The organism is Microbacterium aquilitoris (assembly GCF_031932285.1).
In the GTDB taxonomy this organism is placed as follows: domain Bacteria; phylum Actinomycetota; class Actinomycetes; order Actinomycetales; family Microbacteriaceae; genus Microbacterium; species Microbacterium aquilitoris.
Genome location: NZ_JAUZVT010000002.1, coordinates 38,290 through 51,396, shown reverse-complemented (window position 1 = coordinate 51,396; position 13,107 = coordinate 38,290). Strand labels below are relative to the sequence as shown.

The window sequence follows — 13,107 nt, the reverse complement described above, 5'->3', positions numbered from 1 at the left end:
TCGTTCGACGGGGGCGGGCAAGACGATCACAACACGACGATCTCAGCGAGGCGGTCGCCGAGACGGACGGTGTCTCCGACGGCGGCAGGCAGGGCGACACCGGGGACCGCCGGCGTCTCCGCACCCGCATGGATGACGGCGCTGCCGTTGGTCGACCCGCGGTCGATGAGCTCGAGGCCGCCTCGCGTCGGGACGAGCAGTGCGTGGGTCTTCGACAGCGACCGGCTCTCGTCGGTCAGCCGGGTCGGTTCGGCCCCGGGGGTGGACGCGGGGTCGGGATCGCGTCCGACGAGGAGCGCCGCCGACAGGACGACGGTCTCCCCCGTGTCGAAGCGAAGGCCGATCCGGGACGCGGGCGCAGGCGCAGGTTCCGGCCGCGACGGCGATACGGGCGCAGGCGCGACAGCCGGAGCCGGGGCTTCGGCGGGGGCGGACGTCGGCACGGCGACAGCCGCCTCGGGACCACCGACCGGTTCCGCGGGTACGAAGGTCCCGCGATCCGGCAACGGGGTGCGTCGCGATTCGTCGACACCGGGGGCGGCGTCGATGACCGGGGCCGATCCTGCCGCAGGCGCAGGCGCGGCATCCTTCCCCGCATCGGGGGTGCCGTCCTTCGACCGAACGACGCCGAGGACACCGGCGCTGATGCGGTTGCCCGGCCGGTACTCGGGAGTGGTGCCGGGACGCGTCGAGGTGGCCAACGAGGGGCGCTCGGCGCGCTCGCGCACGGGTTCCGCCTTCACCGCCTTCCGGGCGATCCGCATCCGCTTCTCGTCGTACGGGTTCAGCCCGAGCTTGACGTCGACGAGCCACATCCGTGCAGCGCGGTCGTGGAAGCCCCGCCCGCGCTCCGTCGAATCGAAGGTCGGCGAGGCGAGGATGACGGCCGTGCCGATGACCGGGATGATGCCGGCCGCCCCGACGATGAGAGCACGGAGGAGGACAGGACCCGCGCCGGGTCGCTCCAGGGTGCGGACGTTGACGCTGCGAAGTCCCATGAACCCCTTGCCGATCGTCAGTCCGCGGCGCGCCTGCAGGATCCACTGGACGATCGTGAGCGCGAGCGAGAGAGCGACCGAGACGGCCGCCATGACAGCGGCCAGCACGAAGTCGGGATGGTTGACGAGGCCATAGGGCGAGATCGAGCCGGTCGCGAGCTTCATCAGCAGGGGCAGCGCCCCCAGCCACAGGGGAAGCTGCAGCACGACCCAGACGAGCATGTCGATGACGTACGCCATCGACCGACGGCCGAACGGGGCACGGATGAGCCCCAGGGCCGCGGCGTACGCCGGATCGGGCCGTCCGAGGGCGTCAACGCCGTCGGGTCGGTCCTCGGGCTGATCGATCTCCCAGATCATGCCTGCGAGGAGTCCGGTTCGTCACCCGGCACGAAGTAGCGAGCGGGTGACAGTCCGGTCCGGATCACCGCATCGCCGGCGGCGTCGAGGAACTCGGTCATCGTCGCGACGCTGAGGGTGCCGGCGGGGTCGGCGATGATGACGTTGTCGACCACGGGGAGCAGTGTCGCGGTGCCCTGCGGCCATGCCGCGAAGGTCGTCGTCACGCCGGACTCGAGGACCTGGATCTTCGCGGGAGCGATGTGAACGTCGGGTCGCTGCAACGCGGCCGTCTGCACGTCGTATGCGCGCACCGAGAACAGGCGCAGCACCCGCTCGAAACGCATCTCCAGCTCGGGCAGACGCTCGCGCCACGGGAACGGCGCCCAACCGTCGTCGGTCAGGACGATGGGGTGCGCGCTGACGAGCGGCTGCTCCGCTTCGTACAGCTGCTCGGCGACGTCGAGAACGCGCCCGATCGCGGTGTCGTCGTCCGCGCCCACGATGATGACGCGATCCCGCGCATAGGGGAACGCCACCGGCGCCCCGGACAGACCCGCACCCGCGAGTCGCGAGGGGTCGAGAAGCATGGCGGCGGCGAGCGCCTCCTCGGTGATGACGAGTGAGCTCGCTCCCTCGACGGGGCTGTCGCCCGCAGCGGAGATCGCCCAACGCACGGCATCGCGGAAGTCCGCATCCGCCCCGTCGGTCTCACCCTGGGTGACGGGGGCGTTGCCGTCGCGGTGATCGAGCCCGACGAACACCTCGCCGCCGACGTACTCCACGCGGGGGTGGGCGGCGCCGGGAGCGGTCTGCGACAGCACGCCGAGCTCGCTCGCACCGTAGATCCGAAGGGTCACATCGGTGGCGATTCCGTCGACAGCACTCATTGGTCCAGCCCTCTCATCAGCTTGCTCACAGACTAAATCCTCGGTCGTGCTCGAAAAGTCCGACGACGTCGTGCCACGACCATCGCACGTCGATGTTCTTCACCGGTTTGCCTGCACGCGGCTCGGACACCCACGACGCCGGGACGACGTGGAGCGCGAGCGATGCCGTGCCGGCATCCGCTCTCCCCGCCCAGACGAGCGAGAGCCCCACCTCATGCGAGTACGTCCAGCAATCCACCCGGGTCGCCCCCGCCGTGCGGAGGGCGTCGGCGTATGAGCCGATGCTGTCGCTTCGCCGCTCCACGAGCTCGAGCACGCGCCAGTTGCCGGCCCAGTGCATGCCGGCGGCGAGCATCTGCTCGGCGAGGGCATCGATCTCGGCCGTGTCGACGGTACGGACGGATGCCGTCGGGTCGCCGGACCACGCGAGCGGCAGGATCTTCGCTCGTCCGCGGACGAGGACCGGCGTGGACGGGGTCGCCCACCCGTCGACATCCGCGCGGAAGACCGCGGCCGGAAGCCCGTCGGGCGCCTGCAGTGCGGTTCTCCCCTCGTAAGGGAGAACCGCGCCGCCGACGGCGGACGCCGGCCCGAAAGCTTCGGACCGGCCCCGCCAGAGGTCGGTGTCATCACGCATGAGGGTGTCCGCCTACAGCTCGAAATGACGCGGGGTACCCGGCCAATAGGACGGGTCGAATCCGCCGTTGTTGAGGCCGGTGGCCGTCTCCGGGATATCGATCACGGCTTCGGGGATACCGCTGGGCAGGTAGCCCCCAGGAATCCACTTTTCGAGATCCGTTCCACCCTCGTTGCCCGTGGGGACCGTGAGTCCGTCGAGTTCGTGCGGCGCGAAATCGCGAAGCTCCACTTCCGCACCGACGAAGAAGTCCTTCGGCAATCCCAGCGCGTCGCTCAGCTTGACGGGGTCGCCATCGGCCGCGCGGATGACGTCGCCCAGCTTGTCGGTCGGGAACACGTAGGTCGTGTTCCTGCCGTCCGGCCCGGAGTTGTTACCCGGCCCATAGCCGTCGAGGCTGGGCTTCTTGTAGATGCGGGTCGCACCGTCGGAGAACTGATCGAGATGCTGACGGATGTACTCCGCGTCGAGGTACTCGGACGGATGCGGTCGCTGCCCCTGAGGCACTTTGACGACGTCGCTCGGCGTCCAGTCGCCCTTCCACCCGTTCCGGAGGGCCTCCGGGACATCGGTGGCATCGAGATCGGTCACGCGAGCGGTGTTGTCCCCCTGCCTCTGACCGTGCTTGCGGAACATCTCGGCGAGCTGCCGAACGTGAACGGGAACCCCGTCCAGCGAGTTCTTGAGCGGCCGGATGACTTCTCCGATTCCCATGTATCCCCCCTGCTGAAGATGCTAACCACGCCCGTTGGAGGGCACATAGGTCTTGCGTATCAACCGGCTGCCCGTCTAGAAGGGCCCGCTCCATCCGACATCGACCTCCGGCACCCGCCGTGCGGGCCGCGCGTCGGAGACCCAGCCCAGCGGAACGACGTGCAGGGCGGCAGCCGACACGGGCTCGGGAACGGGGGCACCGTGCACGACGAGGACGAGAGCCTTGCCCTCCGTCGCCCACCACCCGGCGAACCGCGCTCCCTGACGTCGGAGCTCTCGGAGGTAGGGGTTGGCGGGAGGAGCTTTCTCGAGGTCCGCGACGATCCCGAAACCGTAGCGGAACTCGCATGCCGATCGGATGCTCGAACGCAGGTCCTCGGAGCGGCGTCGCAGGGCGCTGCCAGGCGCACTGGCCGCGGGCGGCTGCCACGACAGCGGGATGATCCATGCTTCCCCTCGACGGATCACGGGCACTCCCGGGAGCAGTTCCCCCTCCTCGAGCTCCGCTCCAGGACGAACGAGAAGCTCCTCGGCGGCGCCGACGATGCGCTCGCCCGTCATCAGGACGCCGTCACCGTCAACCGCCACGCCGGCGGCCACGCGCGGGTGTCCGGTGATCCACCCGCTTCCTCCCGACGGGGCGGCGGTCACCCGGCGATCTCCGCCCGCGACCAGCGAAGATCGGCCGGCGCGCGCCCTGTCGGCGTCCCACTCCGCCCCGAGACCCACCTCGCCGGGACCAGATGGACGGCGAGCGCCAGGTCACCGGCATCCTCGTCGCCCGAACGCACGACCACGACACCTGTCTCGTTCAGCGTCCACCACTGGGCGGTTCGCGCATTCGCGTCACGAAGGGATGCCGCGTATTCCGCGACCGGGCCGTCGCCCCGCTGGTCGAGCGGGAAGGCGATCGGCCGTCCCGCCGCATACTCGAGCGCGCCGGCAAGGTCGGACGCCAGGTCGTCGACGCGCCGCTGCTCCTCGCGGGCGTCAAGGCCCGACTGCCGAGGGGATGCCCCCTGCACGAACACCGGGAGGATCTTCGCCGCGTCGCGCTCGATGACCGGCACGAGCGACGGCGTCGGCTCGAAGGCGGTGAGAGCGGTCACGGTGCCCAGGACCGTCGACGCGGAAGCGGGGAGACTCCACCGGCCGGGAACGGCGAGAGGTTCACCGGCGGCGATCGCGGCCCGCACGTACTCCTCCGCGGCCTCGATCGCGTCCAGATCGAAACGGCTCACATCGGTCGGAGCGGATGCCTCGATCAGCGCCGACCACGCACCGAACTCGGGGACGTCGATACGCTCCTGCTCGCTCACGGTGATCTCCGCGAACACATCCTCGTCGATCGGCGATGACCGCTCGATGCGCGCGACCCCGTCGGCGTACCCGTGCTGATCGACCGTCAGGAGCTGCGAGTACGGGACTCGACGCTTCGGGTCCCCTTCGGGGTAGAAGAGGTCGAGCGTGCGTCGCCGGAGAAGGCGGCCGGCCGTCGCCTCCCACACGACCTCGCGGATGGGGGTCTTGTAGGACGAGTAGAAGGTGACCGTGAACCGCTGCTGCCCCGGCAGGATGTCGAGGTACCAGGTCGGCGGGGAGCCGGCATCCGTCACGGCGAGCCGACGGCCCTGCTCGTACTGCTCCCGCGCGTCCTCGTCGGTGAAGAACGGGGCGTCGCCCAGGGCTTCCAACCGGAAGATCTCGAACCGACGGGGGTAGCGGACGTCGCCGGAGGCGGCTGCCACGCTCACAGCCCGAACGGCGTGTACGTGCCCCACGTCCCGCCGGCGGACGGGTCGCCCTTGACGGCGTCGGGGTGGGTGCTCAGCACCGCCTCGGGGATGCCTTCAGGCAGATAACCACCCGGGATCCACGCCTCGTTCGCGCCCGCCTCGTTCCCGCGCGGCATCCGGAGGTTGCCGTTGACGATCTCCTCGTAGTTGAAGTCCGCGCGGGTGATGTCGACCGCTTTACCGTCGGCGTCGACGAAGAAGTTCTCGCCGAGGCCGAGCATGACGCCGAGCTTCTTCGGGTCGCCGTCCGCCTGCGTGATGATGTTGTCGATCTCGGAGGTCGGGAAGACGAACGTCGTGCCCTGGTTGCCGGGGCCGTAATTGTTCAGGCTCTCGGTCCGGTAGAACCGGGTCGCACCGCCCTCGAACCGCTGCAGGTGCTGCTGGATGTAGTCCGCGTCGAGGTACTCCGCCGGATAGGGGCGGTTCGGCTTACCCGAACCGACCACGCGGTCCGGGGTGTGCCAGGAATCCTTCTTCCAGCCGTCGCGCAGCGGTTCGGGAACGTTCGTCGCGTCGAGGTCGTCGACCCGACTGGTGTTCCGGTTCTGCTTCTGCCCGTGCTTGCGGAACATATCCGACAGCTGCCGGACGTGCACCGGCACACCGTCCAGCGAGTCCTTCAGCGGACGGATGACTTCGCCCATCTTCATGATCTGTTCAATCCCGTCGAATCGTTCATCGCCAGTCGTCTGTGTGCGGCGGCATCCGGCTCGGAATGCGAGGTCACCGAATCCGGCACTGTCAATCGCCTCCGATGTTCAGGCTCGCGAGGTCGGACATGAGCCGGTCGGTGAGACCCTCGACGTCGGCCGCGTGCTGCTCCATCTCGCCCTGAGCGGATTCGAGCGCCTGAAGGTCGGCGTAGAACTCGTCGGGGTCGCCGGCGACCGCTTCGACGATCGGCGAGTCGAGCGCCGCCATGATGACGCCCGGGAGTTCGTTCGCCAGCGGCTCGATGACCATCGGCAGGACCTGGTTGAGCACCTGCTCCACCGCGATGTCGACGGCCGCGTTCAGCAGCTTCTTCTTGATGAGGAGCATGGGGCCGGCGCCGACGGCGGTCACGGGGTTCGTCAGCATGGCGACGAGGGTGATCATCGTAGAGGTCACGTCGGCTATGACCTTGATCTTGAGCGCGGTGACGCCGCCGGCCGCGATCTCGACACCCGGCGGGACGGGCCCGAGGATGTCCATGAGCTTCTGGAGGTTCTGGGAACGGTTCGTGTTCCAGGCGCTGACGTAGGCCGGGCCCGCCTGACCGCGCATAGCGCCGGCGATGTCGGTGTTGACCTTGCGGTCCATCACCTGGATCTTGTTCTCGAGCTCGTCCCGGAACGTCGAGATGATCTGGCCGCCGCGGCGCAGTTCGTCCTCGTCGATGTCGGGCCAATCGAACCCGAGCTTCTCCATCACCCAGATCAGCTCGTTCGGCAACATCATTCCCATAGCGGAACCTCCCGCCAAGAGAGTAGGTGATCAGAGCGATCGATTTCGATGGGGAGAACTGCCCTCCCCCTCACCCGCTATGATTCGTGGCCAACCGACCCGCTCAGTGGAAGAAGTGCCGCTCGCCCGTGAAGTACATCGTCACGCCGGCGGCCTGCGCGGCGTCGATGACCTCCTGGTCGCGCACGGATCCGCCCGGCTGGATGATCGTCGTGATGCCGGCATCCAGCAGAACCTGCGGTCCGTCGGCGAACGGGAAGAACGCATCGGATGCCGCGACCGACCCGGCGGCACGCTCGCCCGCACGCTCCACGGCCAGGCGGCACGAGTCGACGCGGTTGACCTGCCCCATGCCGATCCCGACCGTCGCCGAGTTCTTGGCGAGCACGATCGCGTTGGATTTCACGGCGCGGCAGCTCTTCCACGCGAACGAGAGGTTCTCCAGCTCGCTGTCCGCGGGGCGCTCCCCCGAGACGAGCTGCCACGAGTCCACGAGCGATTCGATCTCGTTCGGGAAGCGGTCGGCATCCTGCAGCAGGAGGCCGCCCGAGACGAGGCGGACGTCCATGGGCTCCTGACGCCAGTCGGCGGGGAGCTGCAGGACCCGGAGGTTCTTCTTCAGCCGGAACACCTCGAGCGCCTCGGGCTCGAAGTCGGGCGCGACGATGACCTCGGTGAAGATGTCGCGGAGGTTCTCGGCCATCTTGAGCGTGACGGTGCGGTTGGCGGCGATGACGCCACCGAAAGCCGACACGGGGTCGCACTCGTGCGCGCGCAGGTGCGCGGAGGCAATCGGGTCGAGCGCCTGGGGTGCGCCGATCGCGATGCCGCACGGGTTCGCGTGCTTGATGATGGCGACCGCCGGCTTGACGAGGTCGAACGCGGCGCGGAGCGCGGCATCCGCGTCGACGTAGTTGTTGTAGGACATCTCCTTGCCCTGCAGCTGCGTCGCCTGCGCGATGCCGTGACCGCCGACGCGCGAGTAGATCGCGGCGCGCTGGTGCGAGTTCTCGCCGTAACGGAGGGTCGCCAGGCGCTCGGCCTTGATCGTCAGGTGCTGCGGCAGGTCGCCCTCGGCGTCGAGCGTCTCCTCGGCGAACCAGGTCGCGACCGCGCGATCGTACGCTGCCGTGTGCGCGAACGCGCGGGCGGCGAGCTCGCGGCGCTGCGCGAGGGTCGTGCCGCCCTGCCCGAGGGCATCGACGATCGCGGGGTACGACTCGGGCGAGACGGCGATCGCGACGTTGGCGTAGTTCTTCGCCGAGGCGCGCACCATCGCGGGGCCGCCGATGTCGATCTGCTCGACGACGGCATCGCCCTGGGCGCCCGAGGCGACCGTCTCGACGAAGGGGTACAGGTTCACGACGACGAGCTCGAAGGGCAGGATGCCGAGCTCGCCCAGCTGGCTCTCGTGGTCCTCCAGGCGGAGGTCGGCCAGGAGCCCCGCGTGCACGCTGGGGTGCAGCGTCTTGACGCGTCCATCGAGCGACTCGGGGAAGCCGGTGACCTCGGACACGTCCTTGACGGCGATGCCGGCGTCGCGCAGGAGCGCTGCCGATCCGCCCGTCGAGACGATCTCGACATCGGCGGCTGCGAGAGCCTGACCGAGCTCGAGCAGCCCGGTCTTGTCGCTCACCGAGACGAGCGCGCGACGGACGGGCACGACGTCGCGTGCGCGGTAGAGGGACGGGTCGATCTGCGGGCCGGCCATGCGGGAACTCCTCGAGTCGGGGGCGTTCGGGTGTCGGTTCAGGGGGTGGTGCGGGTCAGGAGGTGAGGGCGAGTTCGCCGGTCGCGATGCGACGGACGACGTCGATGAGCAGGCGCCGCTCCACCGGCTTGATGCGCTCGTGCAGAGTGTGCTCGGTGTCGTCCGGGAGCACCGGGACCCGCTCCTGCGCGAGGATCGGACCTGTGTCGACGCCGTCGTCCACGACGATGACGCTTGCACCGGTCTGCGATGCTCCCGCGGCGAGCGCATCGCGGACGCCGTGGGCGCCGGGGAACTCCGGCAGGTACGCGGGGTGGGTGTTGATGAGCCGAGGAGCCCACGCGGCGACGACGGCGGCCGGCAACAGTCGCATGAGGCCGCTCAGCACGACGAGGTCGGGCTTCCACACGCCGAGGTGTGCGAGCAGTTCGTCGCCCCACGCCTCGCGACTGTCGAACTCCTGGAACGGGACCATGAACGTCGGTATGCCGTAGGCCTCGGCGTGGGCGAAGCCGTCGGCCTGCCGGTCGGCTCCGACGACGATCACGCGGGCGGGGAAGTCGGGCTCGCTCGCGGCGTCCAGGAGAGCACGCAGATTGGATCCCGTGCCCGAGATGAGAACGGCGACCGTGAGCACCGGGTCAGTCTAGCGGGGCGGTGGGGAACTCGTCGGGCGAGACCGCCCCGGCGGACTCACGACGCGTCTGCGCCGTCGACGTCGGCGTCGCGGGCGTGGACACCGCGGGCGCGTCGCGCGGGACGGATGCCGCAGCCGGCCGATCGGAATCCGCACGGCGCGGCGAGAGCAGCATGACGGCAGCACCCACTCCGACCTCGACCGCGGCGACGAGGGCGACGAGCCACGGTTCGGGTCCGACCTCGGCGAGCCGGCCGGGGCCGATCGAGCCGCGCGCGGCTCCGGCGAACACCCCGACGACGAGCCCGGTCCCGACGACCGTGACACCGAGGGCGACCAGGCGCGGGCGGAGGGGCTCGGCATCCGCCGTCGATCCGACCAGCAGCGAGGCGCGTGCGACGGACCCGGCGACGACGCCCAGTCCGACGACCGCCAGCGCCAGGAGCAGGAGCCAGGGCGAGGTCGAGTCGGGGATGACGCCGAGCACGGGGATCCCCGGCACGACTCCCAGGCTGGTGGCGGCCGGTGACACCGCCGTGCCGCTGCCGATCGCGAATCCGGGACCGACGGCGAACCCGGCGAACCACACGACGAGGGTGGGCAGATAGAAGAGGCTCCCGAGGGCGAGGACGATCACACCGGGCAGATCGACCTGGGCCGCCTGGGTGAGCGAGATCACCTCTCCGCCGCGGACGAAGAAGAGGACGGCGAGCACGAGGGCGCCGAGCCCCACGATGCCGGCCGCCGCCATCACGATGCCGCGGGCACCGGCATCCACCGCGTTCTGGACGTCGTCGGGAAGGCGCTCGCTGACGGCGTCGACGATGCCGTCGTCGCCCTCGCTCCATGCCCGGACCAGCGCGCCGAGCAGGGCGGGGACGGCGAAGACGAGCGTGGGCCCGGCGACCGCTGCGCCGAGATCGACCGCGGCGACACCGGTCCGCCCGGTGAGCGCGATGATCGTCGAGAGCACCGCGACGGCGACCGTTCCTGCGGCGACACCCGTCAGCCATGCCCCGGACCGCGCGGCACGACTGCCGGAGCGCCACGCCGAGATCGCGGTGAAGACGGCGAGCAGCGTCGGGGCGAGCGACACGGTGAAGTCGGCAGCGCCCGAGGGCAGGCCGCCGAGGGCGACGAGCTCCGCCGGAAGCGACACCGCGACGGGCGCGAAGTGGCCGAGCTGCCAGATCGTGGCGGCCGCCGGCCAGAGCGCCGCCCAGTCGGCATCCCCGCTCACTCCGAACACCCAGACGAGGGTCACCGGCGCGAGGACGACGCCGACACCGACCGCGACGGTCACGAGGGCGTCGACGGCGGCGAGGAGGGAGACGAGGAGGCGATTCACAACGAACCGACCTTACCCGCGGTCCGCCCGGGCGCCCGGCTCCCGCACCGGAGGCACGAGCGATCGGCCGCCCTCAGCGGGTGCCCCGGCGACCCACTACCCTCGGAGGGTGAACAGCACGACATCCCGCGCGTCCCGCGGTGCCGCAGCCCCGGCATCCCCCTCGTTCCTCGACCGCTACTTCGACATCACCGGCCGCGGCTCGACCGTCGGCACGGAGGTCCGCGGCGGCATCGTCACCTTCGTGACGATGGCCTACATCGTCATCCTCAACCCGATCATCCTGTCGACTCCCGACGTCGCCGGCACGGTCCTCGACGGCACCGCCGTCGCGACCTCGACCGCCCTGACCGCCGGTGTCATGACGATCCTCTTCGGTCTCGTCACGCGCCTGCCGTTCGCGTTCGCGGCGGGGCTCGGGATCAACGCCTTCCTCGCCTTTTCGGTCGTCGGCCAGGTCACGTGGGGCGAGGCCATGGCGCTCGTCGTCATCAACGGTCTGATCATCGTGCTGCTGGCCGCGACGGGCCTGCGGAAGATGATCTTCGATGCCGTCCCCGTCCAGCTGAAGCTCGCGATCACGGTCGGCATCGGCCTGTTCATCGCCTTCATCGGCTTCGTCAACGCCGGCTTCGTCACCGCGACGGGCAACGCCTCTCCCCCGCTCGACCTCGGCGTGGGCGGCTCGATCACGACGATCAGCACCGTCATGTTCGTCGTCACGCTCTTCCTCTCCGGCATCCTGATGGCCCTCCGCGTCAAGGGTGCGCTGCTGATCGGCCTCGTCGGCGGCACGGTCATCAGCTACATCGTCAACGCGATCTGGCCGACGGCGCTGGGCCTCAAGCTCGACGGGCTGAAGATCGTCGCCCTGCCCAACTTCGAGCTCGTCGGCAAGATCGACTTCGGCTTCGACTGGGCGAAGATCGGGATCGTGTCGGTCGTCATGATCGTCTTCACGCTCGTGTTCTCGAACTTCTTCGACGCGATGGGGACCATGACGGGCCTCGCGAAGGAGTCGGGTCTCGCGAACGACAAGGGCGACTTCCCGCGCATCAAGTCGGCGCTGATCGTCGAGGGCGTCGGCGCGATCGCCGGTGGTGCGACCTCGTCGTCGTCGGCGACCGTGTTCGTCGAGTCCGGCTCGGGCATCGGCGAGGGAGCGCGCACCGGGCTCGCGAACGTCGTGACGGGTGTGCTGTTCCTGCTGGCGATGTTCTTCACGCCGCTCACCTCGATCGTCCCCGGCTACGTCGCCGCGGCGGCGCTCGTGCTCGTCGGTGCGCTCATGCTCGCGCAGATCAAGAACATCGACCTGTCGGACTTCAGCGTCCTGCTGCCGGTGTTCCTCACCGCGACCGTCATGCCGCTGACCTACTCGATCGCCAACGGCATCGGGGCGGGCTTCATCAGCTGGGTCGTCGTGAACGTCTTCGCCCGCAAGGCCAAGCAGGTCCACTGGCTGCTGTGGATCGTCGCAGCCGGCTTCGTGATCTACTTCGCGCGCGGCCCGATCGAGGCGCTCATCGGCGCCTGACCGCGTTCGCTGCCCCGAGGTCCCGATCGGGCCGGTTATGCCTCGCGCATTCCCGGCCGGATCGGGACCTCGGTCGTTGCGATGGAGTTCCGGGGACGACGAAGGGGCGGATGCCGCAGCATCCGCCCCTTCGCTCTGTCTGGCTTAGAGCGCCTCGATGATGGCGCGCATCAGGTCGGCGGTCTCGGACGGGGTCTTCCCGACCTTGACGCCGGCGGCCTCGAGGGCCTCCTTCTTGGCCTGCGCGGTGCCCGCCGAGCCCGAGACGATGGCGCCGGCGTGGCCCATGGTCTTGCCCTCGGGAGCGGTGAAGCCGGCGACGTAGCCGACGACCGGCTTCGTCACGTGCGCCTTGATGTAGTCGGCCGCGCGCTCTTCGGCGTCGCCGCCGATCTCGCCGATCATGACGATGGCCTTGGTCTCGGGGTCGGCCTCGAACGCCTCGAGGGCGTCGATGTGCGTCGTGCCGATGACCGGGTCGCCGCCGATGCCGATGGCGGTCGAGAAGCCGAGGTCACGGAGCTCGAACATCATCTGGTACGTCAGGGTTCCCGACTTCGACACGAGGCCGATCGGTCCCTTGCCGGTGATGTTCGCGGGCGTGATGCCGACGAGCGCCTCACCGGGGGTGATGATGCCGGGGCAGTTCGGACCGATGATGCGGGTCTTGTTGCCCTTGCTCTTGGCGTAGGCCCAGGCCTCGGCGGTGTCGCCGACGGGGACGCCCTCGGTGATGACGACGAGCAGCGGGATCTCGGCGTCGATCGCCTCGATCATGGCGTCCTTCGTGAAGGCCGGCGGCACGAACGCGATGGAGACGTCAGCGCCGGTCTTCTCGATGGCCTCGGCGACCGAGCCGAAGACGGGGAGTTCGACCTCGCCCTCGTGCGGCTTCTCGTGGGTGACGGTCGTGCCGGCCTTGCGGGCGTTGACGCCGCCGACGACGTTCGTCCCGGCCTTCAGCATGAGGGCGGTGTGCTTGGTGCCCTCACCGCCGGTGATGCCCTGGACGATGACCTTGGAGTCCTTGTTGAGGTAGATAGACATGTCT

The 13,107-nt window shown here is 69.6% G+C and carries 13 protein-coding genes; 1 reads left to right on the top strand and 12 read right to left on the bottom strand.

Annotated features, from left to right (window positions below; translation table 11 throughout):
* Positions 1-26: 26 nt before the first annotated feature.
* From Q9S78_RS07025 to Q9S78_RS06975, 11 genes are all read right to left on the bottom strand, one after another.
* On the bottom strand, positions 27-1,358 hold the full coding sequence (locus tag Q9S78_RS07025; RefSeq protein WP_311857792.1) for an RDD family protein: 1,332 nt from the start codon (positions 1,356-1,358) through the stop codon (positions 27-29).
* The gene (locus Q9S78_RS07020) at positions 1,355-2,227 is read right to left on the bottom strand and encodes a hypothetical protein (protein WP_311857794.1); all 873 of its coding nucleotides are present in this window, start codon (positions 2,225-2,227) and stop codon (positions 1,355-1,357) included. Before Q9S78_RS07020 ends, Q9S78_RS07025 begins: the two co-directional genes overlap by 4 nt.
* Positions 2,228-2,252: 25 nt before the next feature.
* Complete coding sequence (locus Q9S78_RS07015; protein WP_116228519.1) at positions 2,253-2,864, bottom strand: hypothetical protein; 612 nt, start codon at positions 2,862-2,864, stop codon at positions 2,253-2,255.
* Positions 2,865-2,876: 12 nt separating this feature from the next.
* Complete coding sequence (locus Q9S78_RS07010; RefSeq protein WP_018188882.1) at positions 2,877-3,578, bottom strand: hypothetical protein; 702 nt, start codon at positions 3,576-3,578, stop codon at positions 2,877-2,879.
* Positions 3,579-3,653: 75 nt separating this feature from the next.
* Positions 3,654-4,229, bottom strand: a complete 576-nt coding sequence (locus Q9S78_RS07005; protein ID WP_155900274.1) for a hypothetical protein — start codon at positions 4,227-4,229, stop codon at positions 3,654-3,656.
* Positions 4,226-5,326: a hypothetical protein gene (locus Q9S78_RS07000; RefSeq protein WP_311869769.1), complete on the bottom strand. Its 1,101-nt coding sequence runs from the start codon at positions 5,324-5,326 to the stop codon at positions 4,226-4,228. Before Q9S78_RS07000 ends, Q9S78_RS07005 begins: the two co-directional genes overlap by 4 nt.
* A 2-nt stretch (positions 5,327-5,328) precedes the next feature.
* Positions 5,329-6,021, bottom strand: a complete 693-nt coding sequence (locus Q9S78_RS06995) for a hypothetical protein (RefSeq protein ID WP_231370859.1) — start codon at positions 6,019-6,021, stop codon at positions 5,329-5,331.
* 97 nt (positions 6,022-6,118) lie between these two features.
* A complete protein-coding gene (locus tag Q9S78_RS06990; RefSeq protein WP_020096643.1) occupies positions 6,119-6,817 on the bottom strand; it encodes a WXG100-like domain-containing protein in 699 nt (232 codons plus the stop codon).
* A gap of 109 nt (positions 6,818-6,926) precedes the next feature.
* Positions 6,927-8,534 (bottom strand): bifunctional phosphoribosylaminoimidazolecarboxamide formyltransferase/IMP cyclohydrolase, encoded by a 1,608-nt coding sequence (purH, locus tag Q9S78_RS06985; protein WP_018188887.1) that lies wholly within the window; start codon positions 8,532-8,534, stop codon positions 6,927-6,929.
* A 55-nt stretch (positions 8,535-8,589) separates the two neighbouring features.
* Positions 8,590-9,171, bottom strand: coding sequence for a phosphoribosylglycinamide formyltransferase (purN, locus tag Q9S78_RS06980; RefSeq protein WP_020096641.1), 582 nt, complete (start codon positions 9,169-9,171; stop codon positions 8,590-8,592).
* Between the two features lie 4 nt (positions 9,172-9,175).
* Positions 9,176-10,519, bottom strand: a complete 1,344-nt coding sequence (locus Q9S78_RS06975; RefSeq protein WP_311869767.1) for a cell division protein PerM — start codon at positions 10,517-10,519, stop codon at positions 9,176-9,178.
* A gap of 109 nt (positions 10,520-10,628) precedes the next feature.
* Here Q9S78_RS06975 and Q9S78_RS06970 point away from each other — a divergent pair, with 109 nt between their 5' ends.
* Positions 10,629-12,056, top strand: coding sequence for an NCS2 family permease (locus tag Q9S78_RS06970; protein WP_020096639.1), 1,428 nt, complete (start codon positions 10,629-10,631; stop codon positions 12,054-12,056).
* A 144-nt stretch (positions 12,057-12,200) separates the two neighbouring features.
* Here the strand turns inward: Q9S78_RS06970 and sucD are convergent, their stop codons facing one another.
* Positions 12,201-13,103, bottom strand: a complete 903-nt coding sequence (gene sucD / locus Q9S78_RS06965; RefSeq protein WP_018188891.1) for a succinate--CoA ligase subunit alpha — start codon at positions 13,101-13,103, stop codon at positions 12,201-12,203.
* Positions 13,104-13,107 lie beyond the last annotated feature (4 nt).